Below are 17,461 nucleotides of genomic sequence, written 5' to 3'. Positions count from 1 at the left end.
CCTAGTTTTCAAAACCGAGCACATCTTGCATGTCGTAGAGCCCCGGCGGCCGTCCGCGGGCCCAGATCGCCGCCGCAATGGCCCCGCGCGCGAACAGCCCCCGGTCGCGAGCCGAGTGCGACAGGGTCAGCACCTCGTCCTCGCCGGCGAAGATCACGCTGTGTTCGCCGACGATGCCGCCGCCGCGCGCCACCGAGAAGCCGATCGCCCCCTCGCGACGCGGGCCGGTCAGGCCGTCGCGGGCCCGGTCGGCGACGGCGTCCAGCGCCACCCCGCGCCCGGCGGCGGCGGCCTGGCCCAGCATCAGGGCGGTGCCGGAGGGGGCGTCGACCTTGCGGCGGTGATGGGCCTCGAACACCTCGATGTCCCAGTCGGCGGCCGGCAGGGCGGCGGCGGCCTGGCGCACCAGGCCCAGCAGCATGTTGACGCCCAAGGAGAAGTTGCCGGACTGGACGATGGCGATCTTGCCCGCTGCCGCGGCGATCCGCGCCGACTGCTCGGGCGAGAACCCGGTCGAGCCGAGGATCAGGGCTGGCCCGGGCCGGCCGTCGCCCGCCAGGGCGGCGCAGGCCTCGGCGAGGTCGACCGAGGCCTCGGGCAAGGTGAAGTCGATCACCGCCTCGGCCGCGGCCAGGGCGGCCGCGCGCGGGACCAGGCCGGCGGCGGTCGCGCCGGGACGGCCGAAGCGGGCGGCCAGGACGGCGTCGGGCCGACCCTCCAGCGCCCGGGCCACCGCCTGGCCCATCCGGCCCTGGGCGCCGGCCACGGCGATGTTGACGGCGGGGTGGGTCTGGCTCACGGCGATCTCCAAGCAGCGCTGCGGTAGTCTCCTGACAGGCCCCCTCAGGTCAATGGCGGAGGCCGCTCGCAGGCCGCCATCACTCTCGCAACGTCAAGCAGAACAAGCGTTTGCGCGCAAACTTATCGGCCGCGAGGTTGTGACGGCGAGGCCGCGTCGCTACGGTGCGCCGATCATAAGGGCGCGTCGCATTGTCCGCCGCGCCTCATCGACTGACTTGCAGGACAGGGAAACGCGGGATGAGCGACGCGGAGAAGAAGACCTTCACGGACGAGGAAGCGCTGAACTTCCACCGCTACCCGACCCCCGGCAAGATCGCCATCGTGGCGACCAAGCCCATGGCCACCCAGCGCGACCTTTCCCTGGCCTATTCCCCCGGCGTCGCCGTGCCGGTCCACGCCATCGCCAAGAACCCGGACGCCGCCTACGACTACACCTCCAAGGGCAACCTGGTGGCGGTGATCTCCAACGGCACCGCCATCCTCGGCCTCGGCGACCTGGGGGCCCTGGCCTCCAAGCCGGTGATGGAAGGCAAGTCGGTGCTGTTCAAGCGCTTCGGCGACGTCGACTCCATCGACATCGAGATCAGCTCCAAGGATGCCGACGAGATCATCACGGTGGTCAAGAACATCGGCGTCACCTTCGGCGGCATCAATCTGGAGGACATCAAGAGCCCCGAATGCTTCCGCATCGAGACCGAGCTGCAGGAGCTGCTCGACATCCCGGTGTTCCACGACGACCAGCACGGCACGGCGATCATCTGCGCCGCCGGCCTGATCAACGCCTGCCACATCACCGGCAAGCGCATCGAGGACGTCAAGGTCGTGCTCAACGGCCCGGGCGCGGCCGGCATCGCCTCGCTGGAGCTGATCAAGGCCATGGGCGTCAAGGCCGAGAACTGCATCGCCGTCGACAGCAAGGGCGTGCTCTACCAGGGCCGCACCGAGGGCATGAACCAGTGGAAGAGCGCCCACGCGGTCGACACGCCGCTGCGCACCCTGGCCGAGGCGGTCAAGGGGGCCGACGTGCTGCTCGGTCTTTCGGCCAAGGGCGCCTTCACCCCTGAGATGATCGCCAGCATGGCCCCCAATCCGGTGATCTTCGCCATGGCCAATCCCGATCCGGAGATCACCCCGGAGGAGGTCCACGCCGTGCGCAAGGACGCCATCATGGGCACCGGCCGCAGCGACTATCCCAACCAGGTCAACAACGTCCTGGGCTTTCCCTACATCTTCCGCGGCGCCCTGGACGTGCGGGCCCGGCGGGTCAATCACGAGATGAAGATCGCCTGCGCCAACGCCCTGGCCATGCTGGCCCGCGAGGACGTGCCCGACGAGGTCGCCGCCGCCTATCACGGCCGCCAGCTGAAGTTCGGCCCGCAATACATCATCCCCTCGGCCTTCGACCCGCGGCTGATCTGGTACGTGCCGCCGTTCGTCGCCCAGGCGGCGATGGACACCGGCGTGGCCCGCAAGCCGATCGAGGACATGGACGCCTACCGCGCCAGCCTGGCCCAGCGCCTGGACCCCACCGCCGGCTTCCTGCAGAAGATCGCCGGCTCGGTGCTGGCCAATCCCAAGCGCATCGTCTTCGCCGAGGGCGAGGAGCCCAGCGTCATCCGCGCCGCCTACGCCTTCCAGACCGGCGGCTACGGCAAGGCCATCCTCTGCGGCCGCGAGAACCTGGTGCAGGAGAACATGCAGGTGGTCGGGCTCGACCCCGCCACCGTCGGGCTGGAGATCGTCAACGCCCGCCTGTCCGACCGCAACCCGGACTATGTCGACGCCCTCTATCTGCGCCTGCAGCGGCAGGGCTATCTGAAGCGCGACGTCCAGCGGCTGATCAACCAGGACCGCAACAGCTTCGCCGCCTCGATGGTCACCATGGGCGAGGCCGACGGCATGGTCACCGGCGTCACCCGCAGCTTCGACCAGGCCCTCGAGGAGGTGCTGCGCGTCGTCGACCCCGCCCCCGGCGGCCGGATCATGGGCATGACCGTGGTGCTGGCCAAGGGCCGCACGGTGTTCGTCGCCGACACCAACGTCACCGAGCTGCCCGAGGCCGAGGAGCTGGTCGAGATCGCCTGCGAGGCGGCCCGCGCCGTCTCCCGCCTGGGCTTCAAGCCGCGGGTGGCCTTCATGAGCTATTCGACCTTCGGCAACCCGATGGGCGTGCGCTCGGAAAAGGTCCGCGAGGCGGTGGCGATGATGGACGAGATGGACGTCGACTTCGAATATGAGGGCGAGATGCCGCCCGAACTGGCCCTGGACCCTGAGCGTAGACAAAGCTACCCGTTCATGCGCCTGACCGGCAGCGCCAACATCCTGATCATGCCGGCCATCCACTCGGCCTCGATCGCCACCAAGCTGGTCCAGTCCCTGGGTGGGGCGACGGTGATCGGCCCGGTGCTGCTGGGCCTGGGCAAGTCGGTGCAGATCGCGCCGCTGTCGGCCTCGGTGTCGAAGATCCTCAACATGGCGATGATGGCGGCGTACGAGGGGTCGGGGGACGCGGGGGCGGCGGAGTAGGGGGGCGCACACCACCATTCGTCGAACGAGATTCGCCAAAGTCGCGGTAGAGGTGTAGCTTCAGCTATTCGATCCGAGTCGCCATGGTTTCCCATGACGACTCGGCTCCGGATCAGCTTGGCCGACCCGCTCTTGTGCAACCCCGATAGTAAGTATTGGGAAGACTGCGTCTAGCCAAGTTGGGCACCACCCCAACCACTTGAAAAGGCTAGAAAATTATGGCTCCAAGCAGCCCCCTCACCACCACCCCTGAACAATTGCGCCTGGATTTGCAAATCACCGTCGAGCGAGAGGTCGACGGGGTTGGCATGGGCGTGCTGAGCGACGGCACTCCCTTTCTGAATCTGCGCGGTCTGGCTCGGATGTGTGGTGTCGACCACACAATGATTATTCGCATTACCAACGATTGGTTGGAGGTTCCGCTAAAGCCTCGTGAGCAAAAGATCCGGGAGCTAGTGAGAGCTCAGGGAGCTGACGACAGCATCGCCTTCATTGCGATAAACAGAAACGGAACCATTCATCACACCGTTCCGGCTGCGGTATGCATGGCTATTCTTGAATATTATGCTTTCGAAGCGCGGTCTGAAAGCGATACGGCATCTAAAAGTTACCGAACCCTAGCGCGAAAGGGATTCAATGATTTTATCTATGCCCAAGTGGGATACAATCCTACCGGCGCTGCTAACGTTGCCTGGCAACAATTTCATGACAGGGTATCCCTCTCATATCACACCGTTCCGGCTGGGTATTTCAGCATATTCAAAGAAATAGCAGACCTATTTGTCACGATGATCCGCGGCGGCGCCAATCTTGGAAAAGATTTTATTCCAGATATTAGCGTTGGCATGGCTTGGGCTAAGCACTGGAAAGACGAACATCTCGACATAGTTTATGGAGATCGCATCCGCTACAACCATAACTATCCGAACTATTTCCCGCAGTCAGCATCAAATCCCCAACCGGCTTATTGTTACCCAGACGATGCGCTAGGAGAATTTCGCAAATGGGTGCGAGACGAATACGTCAAAAACCGGATGCCTCGTTACCTTGAGGATAAGGTGAGGTCGGGCCAGCTCGCAGCGCCAGCAGCCGTTGCTGCGCTGGATGCTTTCGCCGCACCAAAAGCACTGAGCTGAGCCTTATCCTATTTACAACTGTCAGCGGCGCAGCTTTCACGAGCTGCGCCGTTTGAGACGAAACAGGTCATCCGCCCCTCAGCGGATGACGCCACGTCCTGAAACCCTTGGTGGAATTGGAGCTCTGGGGTCTGACCGTGTCAAGGACGGCCCTCCGGGCCGCCGCGGCGCGGTCGCCGGAGGCGATCCTTGACACGGTCAGACCCCAGAGCAAGCTCGCCACCATGGATTTCAGGGCGCGGCCTGGCCGCCGCGGGCGGTCCAGCCGGGCGAGGGGGTTACCGGTGATCCCGGCCGGCCGGACCGCCGCCCGTTTACCCCAACAGCGGCGAAGGCCCGCTCGGCTGGCACAGGGCCGACAGGCCCAGCAGGCCGCTGTCGGCGGAGCCGACCAGGTAGAGCGGGATGTCGGCCAGGTAGGCGGCCATGCGGTCCTTGGCCTCGAAGCGGGTCCGGCACAGGCCGCGGTCGAACAGCTCGCCCCAGCTCTCGACGAACGGGCTGAACATGAACACCCCGCTGCGGGCCCCGGCGATCAGGGCCAGGTTGCCGGCCACCGCCCCCAGCCAGGCCGACAGCAGCCGGAAGGTCTCACGGGCGATCGGGTCGCCGGCCAGGGCCAGGGCCTGGATGGCGTCGGCCTCCAGCCGCGCGTCGGGGCCGCCGGCCAGCAGGACCAGGGCGCGGTGGATGTCGCGGCGGCCGTCGATCGTCAGCACCGTCTCGGCCGAGACGTGGCCGTGCTGGCGGCGCAGGATCGAGATGACCTCGGCCTCGCGGTCGTCGGCGGCGGGCAGGTCGGCGTGGCCGCCCTCGCCGGGCGAGGCGCTCCAGCCCACGAAGCCGTCGGGATTGAGGATGGCCATGCCCAGGCCGTCGCCGGCGATCGGTCCCATGGCGGCGGCCGCCGCGGCCAGCTGCGGCCGGGCCTGGCCGATCGGCTCCAGCCAGTCGTCGGACAGCAGCGGCATGGCCGCGGCCCGGGCCAGGAAGTCGTTGACCAGCTTGACGCCGCTGACCCCGCAGGCGGCGGCCAGGCGCTCGCGGTTCAGGCGCAGCGGATGGCGGGTCAGCTGCAGCTCGCCGTCGATGGTCGGCCCCGGGGCGCAGAACGCCGCGCCGGAAATGTCGGGCCCGCCGCTGTCGTACAGAAAGTCGCCGACTGCGGCGACCAGTTCGTCCTCGGTGGCGCAGGGGAAGGTCTGGCGCGTCCAGGGCAGGCCTCCGGCCGGCGCCAACGCCAGAACCACGGTCTTGCCGTCAGCCTCGCCCAGCAGCACCTGCATACTCATACGCGTCCCCTGATCCTCGGCGGCTCCCGGCGCCGACCGGCCCATGCTGGGGCTGTGGTCCTTACCGATATACCAACGGCGGATGCGAAGGTCTGCGGCTTTTCGCCCTGCCTGCCGCGACGATCGATTTCGCGCCGAGCGGCGCTTCCTCACGGGTAATTCTGGCGGGCGTGAAGGACGGCGAGCACTTCGATCCCATCATCAATAAGGCGATAGACGAGGATGTAGTTGGGATGCACGACGGCTTCACGCGTCCCAGGGACCCGGCCGGTTCGATACAGTCGCGGATACCTCGGCAGCCGGCGCGCGGTCGCCTCAATCTGATCGCCGAGCCGCTCCGCAGCGTCTGGGTCGTCCTCGGCGATATGAGCGATAATCCGCCGAACGTCCTGGCGAGCTTTATTTCGCCAGACGAGTTTGGCCATCAGCGCGTCTTTTTTCTTCGATCAATGCGCGCATCTCGGCCATGACCTGTTCGTGCGGGACGGTCGGGCCGTCATCATCCAGCGCCGCCTGGACCTTGGCGCGGAACCAGCCGTCATAGGCCTCGGCGTCTTCCGGCGTCGCGAACTCGGACTCGATCTTTGAGTGAGCGGTCATGGCCGCCAGGCTACCACGCGCCGCCGAACCGCGCAAAACGCACTGAACGCTTGTTCCCGGGCCGGATGCGCCCTAACTCCCCGCCATGACCAAGGCCAAGATCTGCGGGCTGTCGACCCCCGAGACCGTCGCCGCCGCCGTCAACGGCGGCGCGGCCTTCGTCGGCTTCGTGTTCTTCGACAAGAGCCCGCGCAACCTGGCGCCGGAGGCGGCCGCCCGGCTGGTCGCGCCGCTCCGCCAGACGCCCATGAAGACCGTGGCGGTGACCGTCGACCCCGACGACGCTCTGGTCGACCGGCTGATGGCGACGCTGAAGCCCGACCTGATCCAGGTGCATGGCCGCGAGACCCCCGCGCGGGTCCGCGAGATCGCCGCCCGCTCCGGGGCCGGGGTGATCAAGGCCTTCTCGGTGTCGACCTCGGCCGACGTCGACCAGGCGAGCGCCTTCGAGACGGTCGCCGAGCACCTGATGTTCGACGCCCGGCCGGTCGAGGGCGCGGCCCTGCCCGGCGGCACGGGCGCGCGGTTCGACTGGAGCCTGCTGGCCGGCCGGCGGTTTTCGCGGCCGCATTTCCTGGCCGGGGGGCTGGACCCGTGGAACGTCGGCGAGGCGATCCAGGCCTCCGGCGCGCCCCTGGTGGACGTTTCCTCTGGCGTCGAACGGGGTCCCGGCCTAAAGGACCCGGCTCTGATCACGGCGTTCCTGGACGCCGTCAAACGCGCCTGATGTTCGGAAGGCCCCGTGAACGTGCCTGCAAAACCCAACGACTGGTCGGCCTATCCTGACGCCAAGGGCCGCTTCGGCGACTATGGCGGCCTCTATGTGGCCGAGACCCTGATGCCGCTCGTGCTGGAGCTGGACCGGGCCTATACCGAGGCCAAGAACGACCCGAGCTTCCAGGCCGAGCTGCGCGGCTACCTGACCCACTATGTGGGCCGGCCGAGCCCGCTCTATTTCGCCGAGCGCCTGAGCCGCCACCTGGGCGGCGCGAAGATCTATTTCAAGCGCGAGGAGCTGAACCACACCGGCGCGCACAAGATCAACAACTGCATGGGCCAGATCCTGCTGGCCCAGCGCATGGGCAAGACCCGGATCATCGCCGAGACCGGCGCCGGCCAGCACGGGGTGGCCAGCGCCACCGTCACCGCCCGCTTCGGCCTGCCCTGCGTGGTCTATATGGGCGCGGTCGACGTCGCCCGGCAAAAACCCAACGTCTTCCGCATGAACCTGCTGGGCGCGGAAGTCCGCCCGGTGACCTCGGGCGCGGCGACCCTGAAGGACGCCATGAACGAGGCGATGCGCGACTGGGTCACCAACGTCCACGACACCTATTACATGATCGGCACGGCCGCCGGGCCGCACCCCTATCCGGCCATGGTTCGAGACTTCCAGGCGGTGATCGGGACCGAGGCCCGCGCGCAGATCCAGGAGGCCGAGGGCCGGCTTCCCGACGCGGTCGTGGCCTGCGTCGGCGGCGGCTCCAACGCCATCGGCCTGTTCCACCCGTTCCTGGCCGACGAGAGCGTCAAGATCTACGGCGTCGAGGCCTCGGGCCACGGCCTGGAGACCGACAAGCACGCCGCCTCGCTGACCGGCGGCCGCCCCGGCGTGCTGCACGGCAACAAGACCTACCTGCTGCAGGACGACGACGGCCAGATCCTCGACGCCCACTCGATCTCGGCAGGGCTGGACTATCCTGGCATCGGTCCGGAACACTCGTTCCTGCACGACGTCGGCCGGGCCCAGTACCTGACCTGCACCGACGACGAGGCGCTGAAGGCCTTCCAGCTGTGCGCCGAACTCGAGGGCATCATCCCGGCCCTGGAAAGCGCCCACGCCCTGGCCAAGCTGCCGCAGCTGGCCAAGGAGATCGGCGAGGGCGGGGTGATCGTCCTGTGCCTGTCGGGCCGGGGCGACAAGGACATCTTCACCGTGGCCGACGCCCTCGGGCGGACGATCTAGGGCTAGAGCGACTTTGACCAAAGACCGTATCGACCGCCGTTTCGCGGCGCTGAAGGCCGAGAACCGGGCCGGCTTCGTGGCCTATGTCATGGCCGGCGATCCCGACGCCGCCACGGCGCTGGAGATCCTCAAGGGCCTGCCCGCGGCCGGCGCCGACCTGATCGAGCTGGGCTTTCCGTTCTCCGACCCGATGGCCGAGGGCCCGACCATCCAGCGCGCCAGCCAGCGCGCCCTGGCCGGCCAGATGACCCTGAACGGCACGCTCGACCTGGCCCGCGCCTTCCGCGCCGGCGACGCCGACACCCCGCTGATCCTGATGGGCTATCTGAACCCGCTGCTGAACAAGGGTTTCGAGGTCTTCGCCCGCGAGGCCGCCGCGGCCGGGGTCGACGGCCTGATCGTCGTCGACTGCCCGCCCGAGGAGGCCGACCCGCTGGCCGACGCCCTGGAGGCCAATGGCGTCGCTCTGATCCGCCTGGCCACGCCCACCACCGACGACGCCCGCCTGCCGGTCGTGGTCCGCCGCACCTCGGGCTTCGTCTACTATGTGTCGGTGGCCGGGGTGACCGGCGTCAAGTCGGCGGAGGCCGGCGACGTCGCCCCCGCCGTGGCGCGGGTCAAGGCGGCCTCGGGCCTGCCGGTCGCCGTCGGCTTCGGCATCCGCACCCCCGACCAGGCCGCCGCCGTGGCCCGCGTCGCCGACGCGGCGGTCGTCGGCTCGGCCCTGGTGGACGAAATTGAGTCGGCGGCCAAGTTGAACGAAAACGTGACCGAGAAGGTTCTTTCCAAGGCGTCGCAGCTGGCTAAGGCTGTGCGATCGGCGCGACTCGGAACGGCGTGAGGCTAAAGGCTATGGCGATGGCTGAACCCCAGGGCCCCAAGAAGGGCGACAAGACCAAGGCGCAGGCCGAGGGCCGCCGCGGCGGCTGGCTGTCGCGGATCGCGCCGGGCGTGCGCGGCGCCTTCACCAAGCGCGAGACGCCCGAGAACCTGTGGGTCAAGTGCCCCGACACCGGCGAGATGATCTACCGCTCCGACCTGGAGGCGGCCCTGTGGGTCACCCCGGCCGGACGCCATATGCGCATCGGTCCCGAGCTGCGCTTCAAGTTCACCTTCGACGACGGCGTCTATGAGGTGCTGCCGACTCCGGCCGTGTTCGAGGATCCGCTGAAGTTTTCCGACGGCAAGTCCTACAAGGACCGCCTGGCCGCCGCCCGCAAGGCGACCGGCGAGCAGGACGCCATGGCCATCGGCTATGGCAAGGTCGGCGGCGTCGACGCCGTGGCCCTGGTCCAGGACTTCGCCTTCATGGGCGGCTCGCTGGGCATGGCCGCCGGCGAGGGCTTCATCGCCGCCGCCCACGCCGCCATCGCCCGCCAGGTCCCGCTGGTGGTGTTCACCGCCGCCGGCGGCGCGCGCATGCAGGAAGGGGCCCTGTCCCTGATGCAGATGGCCCGCACCACCCTGGCCATCAACGAGATGAAGGACGCCGGCCTGCCCTATGTGGTGGTGCTGACCGACCCGACCACCGGCGGCGTCACCGCCTCCTACGCCATGCTCGGCGACGTCCACCTGGCCGAGCCGGGGGCCCTGATCGGCTTCGCCGGCCCGCGGGTCATCGAGCAGACCATCCGCGAGACCCTGCCGCCGGGCTTCCAGCGCTCGGAATACCTAGTCGAAAAGGGCATGGTCGACCGCGTCACCCCGCGCAAGGAGCTGCCGGCGGTGCTGGGCTCGATCCTCGGCACGCTGATGATGGGCCGTGGGCTGAAGGCGGCGTAAGCCGGAACGCTTTTCCCTCCCCCTCGTGCGGAGGGGGGACCAGCGAAGCTGGTGGGTGGGGCCCACCGCCCCTCAGACACCCTGCACCGAACCCCACCCGACCCCTTCGGGGCCACCCTCCCCGCAAGGGGGAGGGAAGGTTGAATGGATGACCGACCACCTCCGCGTCCACGACGCCGCGCTCGCCCGGCTGCAGGCGCTGCATCCCAAGCTGATCGACCTGTCGCTGGACCGCATGCGCCGGCTGTGCGCCGCCCTGGGCGATCCGCAGGACCGGCTGCCGCCGGTGATCCACGTGGCCGGCACCAACGGCAAGGGCTCGACCGTGGCCTATCTGCGGGCCATGGCCGAGGCGGCCGGCCTGAAGGTCCACGTCTTCACCTCGCCGCATCTGGTGCGATTTTCCGAACGCATCCGCCTGGCCGGGACCCTGATCGCCGACGATCACCTGGCCGATGTGCTCGAACGGGTCGAGGCCGCCAACGCCGGCCTGCCGATCACCTTTTTCGAGATCACCACCGCCGCCGCCTTGCAGGCCTTTTCCGAGGTCCCGGCCGACCTGTGCCTGGTCGAGGTCGGGCTGGGCGGGGTGCTGGACGCCACCAATGTCGTGACGCCCGCCGTCAGCGTCATCGCCCCGGTCGACATCGACCACCGTGAGTTCCTCGGCGACACCCTGGCGGCCATCGCCCAGGAGAAGGCCGGCATCATCAAGCCCCGTCGCCCCGTGGTCAGCGCCCGCCAGGCCGAGGAGGCCGAGGCGGTGATCGACCGCGAGGCCGACCTGGCCGAGGCGCCGCTGACCGTGATGGGCCGCGACTTCGACGCCTGGAACGAACGCGGCCGGCTGCTGGTGCAGATGCCGGACCAGCTGCTGGACCTGCCGGCCCCGGCGCTGCCGGGCGACCACCAGTTCGCCAACGCCGGCCTGGCCGTCGCCGCAATCCTCACGCTCGGCGATCCGCGCATCGACGAGGCGGCTATCGCCCGGGGCGTCGCCGGCGCCACCTGGCCGGCCCGCTTCCAGCGGCTGACGGTCGGTCCCCTGGCCGAGCGGGCCCGGGCGGCCGGGGCCGACCTGTGGCTGGACGGCGGCCACAATCCGCACGCCGGCCGGGCCGTGGCCCGGGCCCTGGGCGACTTGGCCGCCCGCGACGGCCGCCCGGTGGCGCTGGTCTCGGGCCTGCTGGCCAACAAGGACGCTACGGGCTTCTTCGCGCCGTTCGCGCCGCTGGGGGCCAAGGTGTTCAGCGTGACCTTCGAGGGCCACGCCGCCGCCAGCGCCGCCCAGACCGCGGCGGCGGCCGAACTGGCCGGCCTGCGGGCCCGGGCCTGCGACGGCGTCGAGGATGCGCTGGAAAAGGCGCTGGCGATCACGCCGACGCCGCACGTGCTGATCTGCGGCTCGCTGTACCTGGCCGGCGAGGTGCTGGCGATGAGCCCGGAGACCTGGCCGGCCTGAGGCTAAACCAGGATGTTCAGCAGCGAGCCGGGGCGCAGGACCTTCTGCGGCGCTTCGGCCGGCTGGACGAAGGGACGGGGCGGCGCCTGGCGCTGCGGCTGGGCCTGGGTCTGCAGCTGGACGGCGATCGGCGGGGCCGTCGGCCGGGTCGGGGCGGCGTCGGCCACCGCGGCCTGGAAGAACGCCGCCGCGCGCGCGCCGCCGGTTGAGGCCGGCGCCGAGGCGGGTCTCTGCGGAACGGCGGGCAGGCCGGCGGGGCGGATCGTGCTCATGAACGCGACTCTATCATGGTTAATGCAAGGTCGGCGAGCATGGTCAACACGCGGTTAATGGCCGCAGCTTGGCGGGGTGGAAAGCTGAACGCCAGATGAAGGACCGCCCCCGGAACCGTTCAGGCCGATGCACGTAGGGTGTCTGCAAGGTCGCCCCGGTCGGGGCAGGGCGGCCGGTCGATTTCAAGTTCGGACACCGGAAGGGACACCCGATGAACACCGCCGCCAAGACCACGATCTCGATGATCGCCGCCGCCGCTTCGGCCCTGAGCCTGACGACCGCGCCGACCCTCGCCTCGGCTCATGAGCGCCACTATTACCGCGACCACCATCGCTATGAGAGCCGTTATGACAGCCGCTACGACCGCTATGACCGTTGCCGCTCGGACCGCAAGCGCGGCAAGGCCACCGGCGCGGTCCTGGGGGCGCTCGGCGGCGCGCTGATCGGCAATGCGGTGTCGAACGGCAACCGCACCCCCGGCACCCTGCTGGGCGCCGGCGCCGGCGCCTATGTCGGCAGCCAGGTCGGCAAGGGCCATCGCTGCTAAGGCTGAGGCTCCACAACCTTGGAAGGCCCGGACGGTTCGCGCCGTCCGGGCCTTTCGCCGTTCAGCGCAGCGTCTTCAGCAGATCCTCGAGGTCGGCCTCGGTCAGCGGGCCGCTGTGCTTGGCCAGGATCACGCCGTCGGCGCCGACCACGAAGGTCTCCGGCACGCCGGTGACGCCGAACTCGACGCCGGCCCGGCCGTTGCGGTCGGCCAGCTTGACCGCGAACGGATCGCCGAGCTCGTCCAGGAACGCCTGGGTCTTCACCGGGTCGTCCTTGTAGGCGATCCCGACCACGGTGACGCCGCGGGCCTTCAAGGCCATCAGCTGCGGCTGCTCGAACCGGCAGGGCGCGCACCAGGAGGCGAAGAAATTGATCAACCGGGGGCCGGCCGGAGCGTCGCGGACCGCCACCATCGCCCCGCTGTCGAGGTCGGGCAGGGTCACGGCCGGGACCGGCTTGCCGACCAGGGCGTGCGGCTGGACATGCGGGTCGTGCTTGAGCGCATAGCCGGCGAACAGCGCCGCCAGGGCGGCCAGCACCAGCAGCGGCGCCAGGGCGATCCAGCGCCTCACCGCCGGGCCTCGTCGCGCAACGCCTGCAGGCGCTCGGCCTCGCGCCGCCAGCGGCGGGCGGCGGCCAGGCTGTCGGCCACCATCCAGACGAAGGCGGCGGCGGTCAGGGCGAAGGCCGGCCAGACATAGACGGCGTATTTGCCGGCGTCGAAATCGAAATGCATCGGCTAGCCCTCCGCGACCTGCAGCGCCAGGGTCCGGGCCTTGCGCCGCCAGACCAGGGCCCGGATGCGCACCAGCCACAGGGCCCCGAAGGCCGCCAGATAGGCCAGGCTCATCACCAGCATCGGCCAGGCATAGACCGCCGGCAGGCCGTTGCCCGGCTTGGCGAACAGGGTGGAGCTGCCCTGGTGCAGGCTGTTCCACCACTCGACCGAGAACTTGACGATCGGCAGGTTGATCAGGCCGACCAGGGCCAGGATGGCGGCGGCGCGGGCGGCCTTCTGCTCGTCCTCCAGCGCCGAACGCAGGGCCAGGTAGCCGAGATAGAACAGCAGCAGCACCAGCACCGAGGTCAGGCGGGCGTCCCACACCCACCAGGTTCCCCACATCGGCTTGCCCCACAACGAGCCGGTGGCCAGGGCCAGGGCGGTGAAGGCCGCGCCCAGCGGCGCGCAGGCCACGGCGGCGGCGTCGGCCAGGGCGTGGCGGAACACCAGGGCCAGGAAGCTGGCGATCCCCAGGCACAGATAGACGAACAGGCTGAGCGAAGCGGCCGGCACGTGGATGAACATCATCCGCACGGTGTCGCCCTGCTGGTAGTCCTCCGGCGCGGCGAAGGTCAGCACCAGGCCGATCGCGCCCAGCGCCCCGGCGATCACGCCCAGCAGCGGCGCGGCCCACCGCGAAAAGGCCATGAACCGTTCGGGGTTGGTCAGGAAGTCCAGCGGATGGTGAGGATCACGGGCGCCCATCTGGGTGCATTAGAATGACTGAGGAGCGCCCGCAATCGTCGTCAGCTGGGTTTGCGCCTGCCGGAGGCTGGCGGGGCGCCGTTCATCCGGCGCACCTCGATACGGCGGAGCATCGGACCATGCTCGCCGAGCATCGGGCCCAGAGCGTCGAAAGCCTTCTGCTGGCTGGGCGACAGGGCGGCGTAGAAGGTGCGGGTGGCGGCGGCGCGGGCCTTGAAGGCTTCGGTGGCGCGGGCCAGGTGCTCGGCCTCGCGGTCCAGGCGTTCGGGGGTGGTCAGGCGCGGCGGCGGGCCGTCGGCGGCCGGCTTCATGTCCGGGCCATTCTTGTCGTCGTCCTTGCCCCAGGCCTTGGGCTCGGTGGCGGCCAGATAGGCCTTCAGGGCGCCGTCCTGGTCGGGGCGCAGCTGCAGCACGTCGCGCAGGTGCTGGGCGCGGGCTTCCGGGTCGCGATGGCGGTGCATCATCATCATCGGCGGGCCGCCTGGGGCGCCGGGGCCGTCCTCCATCATCGGCGGCGGACCGGGCGGCGGCGGCGCGTCCTGGGCGACAGCGGCCGAAACGCAGAGAAGGGCGGCGGCCCCGGCCAGCAGGGCGAGGCGGCGCGGCGTGGAGTGCATGGTCTTGCTCCCGTGAACGATCATCGGGGCATTGCTCAGCTGTGCATGTAACGCTGGAATGTCAGAAATCTTGGCGAATGTTGCAGGATTGACGGACAAGCTCCTCCGCCGTCCGCACAAGAGGGATCCGCCCATGCTCTATCTGCTGATCAAGGCCGCCGCCTCGGGGGTGATCATCGCCCTGGTGTCGGAAATCGCCAGACGCCAGCCCGGCTTCGGGGCCCTGGTGGCGTCGCTGCCGCTGATCTCGATCCTCGGCATGATCTGGTTGTGGCGCGACACCCATGATGTCGGTCGGATGGCGACCCATGTCGAGGCGACCTTCTGGTACGTGCTGCCGTCGCTGCCGATGTTCCTGCTGGTGCCGGCCCTGCTGCGGCGCGGAATCGGCTTCTGGCCGGCGCTGCTGACAGGTTGCGGCGTGACGATCGGGCTCTATCTGCTGATGACCGCCGTTGGGCCAAGGTTCGGGTTGAAGCTCTAGCCGCCTATCGCCCGATCCCGAACTCCGGCAAGAGGCCCGCATGAAACGCATCGCCTTCCTCGCCCTTGCCCTCTCCGGCGCCTGCTGGGGCCTGGGCTTCCCGCTGGGCAAGTTCATCCTGACCGAGACCGACGCCGCCCACATGGTGCTGCTGCGGTTCGCCGTCGCCGCCGTGGCGGCCCTGCCCTTCGCCCTGGCGCGAGCCGAGACCCGGGCCCTGTTCCGCTCGCCGGTGGTGCTGGCGGCCGGCGCCTTCTACGGCGTGGCCTTCATGGTGCAGTTCGAGGGCCTGGCCCATGTCAGCGTCACCCTGGCCGCCCTGCTGGTCGGGGCCATGCCGGCCCTGATCGCCGTCAGCGCCAGGCTCCTGGGCGACCGGGTCAGCCCGGCCTCGTGGGTCGGGGTGGTCGCCGCCACGCTCGGCGCGGCCCTGATCGCCGGCAAGCCGGACGGGGCCGGCTCGCCGCTGGGCGTGGCCCTGTCGCTGGGCTCGCTGCTGATCTTCCTGGCCTGGCTGATCACCCTGCGGCGGGCGCCGCCGGCGCCGACGCCGATGGCCATTCCGGCCGTGACCATCGTCATCGCCGCCCTGACGGTCCTGCCGATCGCCCTGGTCATGCACGGCCCGCCCAAACTGGACCTCAGCCCGCTGGTCTGGGCCGCCATCGTCGGCCAGGGCGTGCTGGCCACCCTGCTGGCCACCGCCGCCTGGCAGTTCGGCTCGGCCCGGGTCGACGCCGCCAGCGCCGGGGTGTTCATCAATATCGAGCCGCTGATGGGCGCCAGCATCGGCGTGCTGCTGTTCGGCGACCATCTGAGCCTCGCCCTGGGGCTGGGCGGCCTGCTGATCATCGCCGGCAGTTTCATCGTGGTGCTGGGCGAGAAGCGCGAGGCCCCGGTCTGCGCCAGCGCCGGGCCGATCTAGGGGCGGCGCGTTCCCCTTTCAACCGTCATCCTCGGACTTGTTCCGAGGACCCCTGTTTCAGGCCCGCTGACCTCTCCGCTGTGGCCGCTGTGGCGACCGTGCCCTTCCGGCCACGCCTGGGGAAGCGGGGCGAGGGGTCCTCGGAACAAGTCCGAGGATGACGATTTGAGGGTGGAGCTTGCTCAGTCCAGCGCGTTCCGGCACGCCGCCGCCATGGCGAGCGGACCCAGGGCCACCGCCGCCGCCGAATAGGCCAGCAGCAGCAGCAGGCCGCCGGTCCAGGGCAGGCCGCCGGCCAGGGCGTCCAGGGCGCCGGCCCCGAAGATCACCGGCGGCACATAGAGCGGCAGAACGATCACCGCCACCAGCAGGCCGCCGCGCTTGCTGCCCAGGGCCAGGCTGGCCCCCAGGCCGCCGAGGAACGAGAAGGCCAGGCCGCCGGCCAGGGCGCAGGGGATCAGCAGCGGGATGATGGCCGGCGAGGCCCCCAGGGCCAGGGCGGCGATCGGGGCGGCCAGGGCCAGCGGCGCGCCGGCCGCCAGCCAGTGAGCCAGGCATTTTGCGACGGCGACCGCCTCAAGGGGGGCTGGACCGAGGGCCAGCAGGTCCAGCGCCCCGTCCTCGAAGTCGCGCTCGAACAGACGCTCCAGCGACAGCAACGCCGCCAGGGCCAGGGCCAGCCAGGCGATGCCGGGGGCGAGGCTGGCCAGGCGCTCGGGGGCGCGGCCGGCGGCCAGCGGCAGCAGGGTGACGACGCAGGCGTAGAAGGCCAGGGCCAGCAGCGGCCCGCCGCCGCGCCCCCAGGCCAGGGCCAGCTCGCGGCGCAGCAGGATCAGGAACGCCCTCATCCTTGCATTCCTTGGGCGCCGATCTCCACGACCCGACACGGCACGGGCAGGGGATCGTGCACCGCCGCCAGGATCATGCCGCCGCCCGCCAAATGCTCGGCCATCAGGGCGCCGAAGCCCTCGCGGTGGCCGGCGTCCAGCGGGGCCATCGGCTCGTCCAGCAGCCACAGCGTCCGGGGACTGGCCAGCAGCCGGGCCAGGGCGACCCGCCGGCGCTGGCCGGCCGACAGCCGGCGGACCTCCAGGTCGAGCAGGCGATTGAGGTCCAGCCGGGCGGCCGCGGCCCGGGCCGAGGCCTCGGAACCGCCGGTCCAGCGGGCCTGGAACAGCAGCTCCTCCCAGGCCGAGCGGATCGATTTCAGGCCGTCATGGTGGCCGACCAGGTGCAGGGCCTCGGCCCGGGCGGCCTCGGCCTCCAGAGCGCCGGCCGCGCCTTCGAAAGTGATCGCCCCGTCGATGGGCCGCAACAGTCCGGCCACCGCCCGCAGAAGACTGGTCTTGCCGGCGCCGTTGCGCCCCGTCAGCGCCACGGCCTCTCCGGCCGCAAGCTCCAGGTCCAGGCCCGAGAACAGCCGCCGTTCGCCGCGAACAAGACTTAAGTCCTTGATGCGAATAGTTCTCAACATAGGCCGGAAGCTCTCATGACCCTGCCCGTGCATGGACGTTGACCGCGACGAAGGCTAAGAAGCCCTCGGCCGTCACCCTCCACATTGGATG

At 69.8% G+C, this 17,461-nt stretch carries 21 protein-coding genes; 10 read left to right on the top strand and 11 right to left on the bottom strand.

Going from position 1 to position 17,461, the window contains the following annotated elements; all coding sequences use genetic code 11:
• Nucleotide 1 precedes the first annotated feature (1 nt).
• Complete coding sequence (gene dapB, locus ACIPQB_RS04110) at nucleotides 2-799, bottom strand: 4-hydroxy-tetrahydrodipicolinate reductase (protein WP_446483925.1); 798 nt, start codon at nucleotides 797-799, stop codon at nucleotides 2-4.
• Nucleotides 800-1,038: 239 nt separating this feature from the next.
• Here dapB and ACIPQB_RS04105 point away from each other — a divergent pair, with 239 nt between their 5' ends.
• Nucleotides 1,039-3,327, top strand: coding sequence for an NADP-dependent malic enzyme (locus ACIPQB_RS04105; RefSeq protein ID WP_446483924.1), 2,289 nt, complete (start codon nucleotides 1,039-1,041; stop codon nucleotides 3,325-3,327).
• 218 nt (nucleotides 3,328-3,545) lie between these two features.
• Nucleotides 3,546-4,463: a hypothetical protein gene (locus ACIPQB_RS04100; protein ID WP_446483923.1), complete on the top strand. Its 918-nt coding sequence runs from the start codon at nucleotides 3,546-3,548 to the stop codon at nucleotides 4,461-4,463.
• A gap of 314 nt (nucleotides 4,464-4,777) precedes the next feature.
• Here ACIPQB_RS04100 and ACIPQB_RS04095 read toward each other — a convergent pair whose 3' ends face one another.
• From ACIPQB_RS04095 to relB, 3 genes are all read right to left on the bottom strand, one after another.
• Nucleotides 4,778-5,755, bottom strand: a complete 978-nt coding sequence (locus ACIPQB_RS04095) for a glucokinase (RefSeq protein WP_446483922.1) — start codon at nucleotides 5,753-5,755, stop codon at nucleotides 4,778-4,780.
• A 149-nt stretch (nucleotides 5,756-5,904) separates the two neighbouring features.
• Nucleotides 5,905-6,180 (bottom strand): type II toxin-antitoxin system RelE/ParE family toxin, encoded by a 276-nt coding sequence (locus ACIPQB_RS04090; protein ID WP_446483921.1) that lies wholly within the window; start codon nucleotides 6,178-6,180, stop codon nucleotides 5,905-5,907.
• On the bottom strand, nucleotides 6,155-6,391 hold the full coding sequence (relB, locus tag ACIPQB_RS04085) for a type II toxin-antitoxin system RelB family antitoxin (protein WP_446483920.1): 237 nt from the start codon (nucleotides 6,389-6,391) through the stop codon (nucleotides 6,155-6,157). The genes ACIPQB_RS04090 and relB overlap by 26 nt, the downstream gene beginning before the upstream one ends.
• Nucleotides 6,392-6,440: 49 nt before the next feature.
• Here relB and ACIPQB_RS04080 point away from each other — a divergent pair, with 49 nt between their 5' ends.
• From ACIPQB_RS04080 to ACIPQB_RS04060, 5 genes are all read left to right on the top strand, one after another.
• Nucleotides 6,441-7,082, top strand: a complete 642-nt coding sequence (locus tag ACIPQB_RS04080; RefSeq protein ID WP_446483919.1) for a phosphoribosylanthranilate isomerase — start codon at nucleotides 6,441-6,443, stop codon at nucleotides 7,080-7,082.
• A 15-nt stretch (nucleotides 7,083-7,097) separates the two neighbouring features.
• Nucleotides 7,098-8,318, top strand: coding sequence for a tryptophan synthase subunit beta (gene trpB, locus ACIPQB_RS04075; RefSeq protein WP_446483918.1), 1,221 nt, complete (start codon nucleotides 7,098-7,100; stop codon nucleotides 8,316-8,318).
• A gap of 13 nt (nucleotides 8,319-8,331) precedes the next feature.
• Nucleotides 8,332-9,159, top strand: a complete 828-nt coding sequence (gene trpA, locus ACIPQB_RS04070; protein ID WP_446483917.1) for a tryptophan synthase subunit alpha — start codon at nucleotides 8,332-8,334, stop codon at nucleotides 9,157-9,159.
• 11 nt (nucleotides 9,160-9,170) lie between these two features.
• Entirely contained in the window at nucleotides 9,171-10,100 is a 930-nt protein-coding gene (locus tag ACIPQB_RS04065; RefSeq protein ID WP_446483916.1) for an acetyl-CoA carboxylase carboxyltransferase subunit beta, read from the top strand.
• 148 nt (nucleotides 10,101-10,248) lie between these two features.
• A complete protein-coding gene (locus ACIPQB_RS04060) occupies nucleotides 10,249-11,562 on the top strand; it encodes a bifunctional folylpolyglutamate synthase/dihydrofolate synthase (RefSeq protein WP_446483915.1) in 1,314 nt (437 codons plus the stop codon).
• Between the two features lie 2 nt (nucleotides 11,563-11,564).
• Here ACIPQB_RS04060 and ACIPQB_RS04055 read toward each other — a convergent pair whose 3' ends face one another.
• Nucleotides 11,565-11,834: a hypothetical protein gene (locus tag ACIPQB_RS04055; protein WP_446483914.1), complete on the bottom strand. Its 270-nt coding sequence runs from the start codon at nucleotides 11,832-11,834 to the stop codon at nucleotides 11,565-11,567.
• 212 nt (nucleotides 11,835-12,046) lie between these two features.
• Here ACIPQB_RS04055 and ACIPQB_RS04050 point away from each other — a divergent pair, with 212 nt between their 5' ends.
• Nucleotides 12,047-12,382: a glycine zipper 2TM domain-containing protein gene (locus tag ACIPQB_RS04050; RefSeq protein ID WP_446483913.1), complete on the top strand. Its 336-nt coding sequence runs from the start codon at nucleotides 12,047-12,049 to the stop codon at nucleotides 12,380-12,382.
• Nucleotides 12,383-12,443: 61 nt separating this feature from the next.
• Here ACIPQB_RS04050 and ACIPQB_RS04045 read toward each other — a convergent pair whose 3' ends face one another.
• The 4 genes from ACIPQB_RS04045 to ACIPQB_RS04030 are packed head-to-tail and all read right to left on the bottom strand — an operon-like array spanning nucleotide 12,444 to nucleotide 14,487.
• On the bottom strand, nucleotides 12,444-12,956 hold the full coding sequence (locus tag ACIPQB_RS04045; RefSeq protein WP_446483912.1) for a DsbE family thiol:disulfide interchange protein: 513 nt from the start codon (nucleotides 12,954-12,956) through the stop codon (nucleotides 12,444-12,446).
• Nucleotides 12,953-13,120, bottom strand: coding sequence for a heme exporter protein CcmD (gene ccmD / locus ACIPQB_RS04040; RefSeq protein ID WP_446483911.1), 168 nt, complete (start codon nucleotides 13,118-13,120; stop codon nucleotides 12,953-12,955). Before ccmD ends, ACIPQB_RS04045 begins: the two co-directional genes overlap by 4 nt.
• Nucleotides 13,121-13,123: 3 nt before the next feature.
• Complete coding sequence (ccmC, locus tag ACIPQB_RS04035; RefSeq protein ID WP_446483910.1) at nucleotides 13,124-13,870, bottom strand: heme ABC transporter permease CcmC; 747 nt, start codon at nucleotides 13,868-13,870, stop codon at nucleotides 13,124-13,126.
• A gap of 41 nt (nucleotides 13,871-13,911) precedes the next feature.
• A complete protein-coding gene (locus tag ACIPQB_RS04030; protein WP_446483909.1) occupies nucleotides 13,912-14,487 on the bottom strand; it encodes a Spy/CpxP family protein refolding chaperone in 576 nt (191 codons plus the stop codon).
• Nucleotides 14,488-14,620: 133 nt separating this feature from the next.
• Between ACIPQB_RS04030 and ACIPQB_RS04025 the strand changes: the two genes are divergently transcribed.
• A complete protein-coding gene (locus ACIPQB_RS04025; RefSeq protein ID WP_446483908.1) occupies nucleotides 14,621-14,971 on the top strand; it encodes a DUF3147 family protein in 351 nt (116 codons plus the stop codon).
• A 40-nt stretch (nucleotides 14,972-15,011) separates the two neighbouring features.
• Entirely contained in the window at nucleotides 15,012-15,896 is an 885-nt protein-coding gene (locus ACIPQB_RS04020) for a DMT family transporter (RefSeq protein ID WP_446483907.1), read from the top strand.
• A 182-nt stretch (nucleotides 15,897-16,078) separates the two neighbouring features.
• On the opposite strand, the gene ccmB is transcribed toward ACIPQB_RS04020, so the two are convergent.
• Together ccmB and ccmA are read right to left on the bottom strand one after the other, a co-directional pair.
• Entirely contained in the window at nucleotides 16,079-16,744 is a 666-nt protein-coding gene (gene ccmB / locus ACIPQB_RS04015; RefSeq protein WP_446483906.1) for a heme exporter protein CcmB, read from the bottom strand.
• Nucleotides 16,741-17,370: a heme ABC exporter ATP-binding protein CcmA gene (gene ccmA, locus ACIPQB_RS04010; RefSeq protein ID WP_446483905.1), complete on the bottom strand. Its 630-nt coding sequence runs from the start codon at nucleotides 17,368-17,370 to the stop codon at nucleotides 16,741-16,743. Before ccmA ends, ccmB begins: the two co-directional genes overlap by 4 nt.
• Nucleotides 17,371-17,461 lie beyond the last annotated feature (91 nt).

The organism is Caulobacter sp. LARHSG274 (assembly GCF_052871235.1).
Note: the sequence above shows the minus strand (reverse complement) of the source record. Positions and strands in the feature narration are given on the sequence as shown.

Coding starts and splice junctions, on each gene's coding strand:
- ACIPQB_RS04105 (WP_446483924.1), top strand. CDS start 1,039: ATGAGCGACGCGGAGAAGAAGACCTTCACGGACGAGGAAGCGCTGAAC.
- ACIPQB_RS04100 (WP_446483923.1), top strand. CDS start 3,546: ATGGCTCCAAGCAGCCCCCTCACCACCACCCCTGAACAATTGCGCCTG.
- ACIPQB_RS04095 (WP_446483922.1), bottom strand. CDS start 5,755: ATGAGTATGCAGGTGCTGCTGGGCGAGGCTGACGGCAAGACCGTGGTT.
- ACIPQB_RS04090 (WP_446483921.1), bottom strand. CDS start 6,180: ATGGCCAAACTCGTCTGGCGAAATAAAGCTCGCCAGGACGTTCGGCGG.
- ACIPQB_RS04080 (WP_446483919.1), top strand. CDS start 6,441: ATGACCAAGGCCAAGATCTGCGGGCTGTCGACCCCCGAGACCGTCGCC.
- ACIPQB_RS04065 (WP_446483916.1), top strand. CDS start 9,171: ATGGCGATGGCTGAACCCCAGGGCCCCAAGAAGGGCGACAAGACCAAG.
- ACIPQB_RS04060 (WP_446483915.1), top strand. CDS start 10,249: ATGACCGACCACCTCCGCGTCCACGACGCCGCGCTCGCCCGGCTGCAG.
- ACIPQB_RS04055 (WP_446483914.1), bottom strand. CDS start 11,834: ATGAGCACGATCCGCCCCGCCGGCCTGCCCGCCGTTCCGCAGAGACCC.
- ACIPQB_RS04050 (WP_446483913.1), top strand. CDS start 12,047: ATGAACACCGCCGCCAAGACCACGATCTCGATGATCGCCGCCGCCGCT.
- ccmD (WP_446483911.1), bottom strand. CDS start 13,120: ATGCATTTCGATTTCGACGCCGGCAAATACGCCGTCTATGTCTGGCCG.
- ccmC (WP_446483910.1), bottom strand. CDS start 13,870: ATGGGCGCCCGTGATCCTCACCATCCGCTGGACTTCCTGACCAACCCC.
- ACIPQB_RS04030 (WP_446483909.1), bottom strand. CDS start 14,487: ATGCACTCCACGCCGCGCCGCCTCGCCCTGCTGGCCGGGGCCGCCGCC.
- ACIPQB_RS04025 (WP_446483908.1), top strand. CDS start 14,621: ATGCTCTATCTGCTGATCAAGGCCGCCGCCTCGGGGGTGATCATCGCC.
- ACIPQB_RS04020 (WP_446483907.1), top strand. CDS start 15,012: ATGAAACGCATCGCCTTCCTCGCCCTTGCCCTCTCCGGCGCCTGCTGG.
- ccmB (WP_446483906.1), bottom strand. CDS start 16,744: ATGAGGGCGTTCCTGATCCTGCTGCGCCGCGAGCTGGCCCTGGCCTGG.
- ccmA (WP_446483905.1), bottom strand. CDS start 17,370: ATGTTGAGAACTATTCGCATCAAGGACTTAAGTCTTGTTCGCGGCGAA.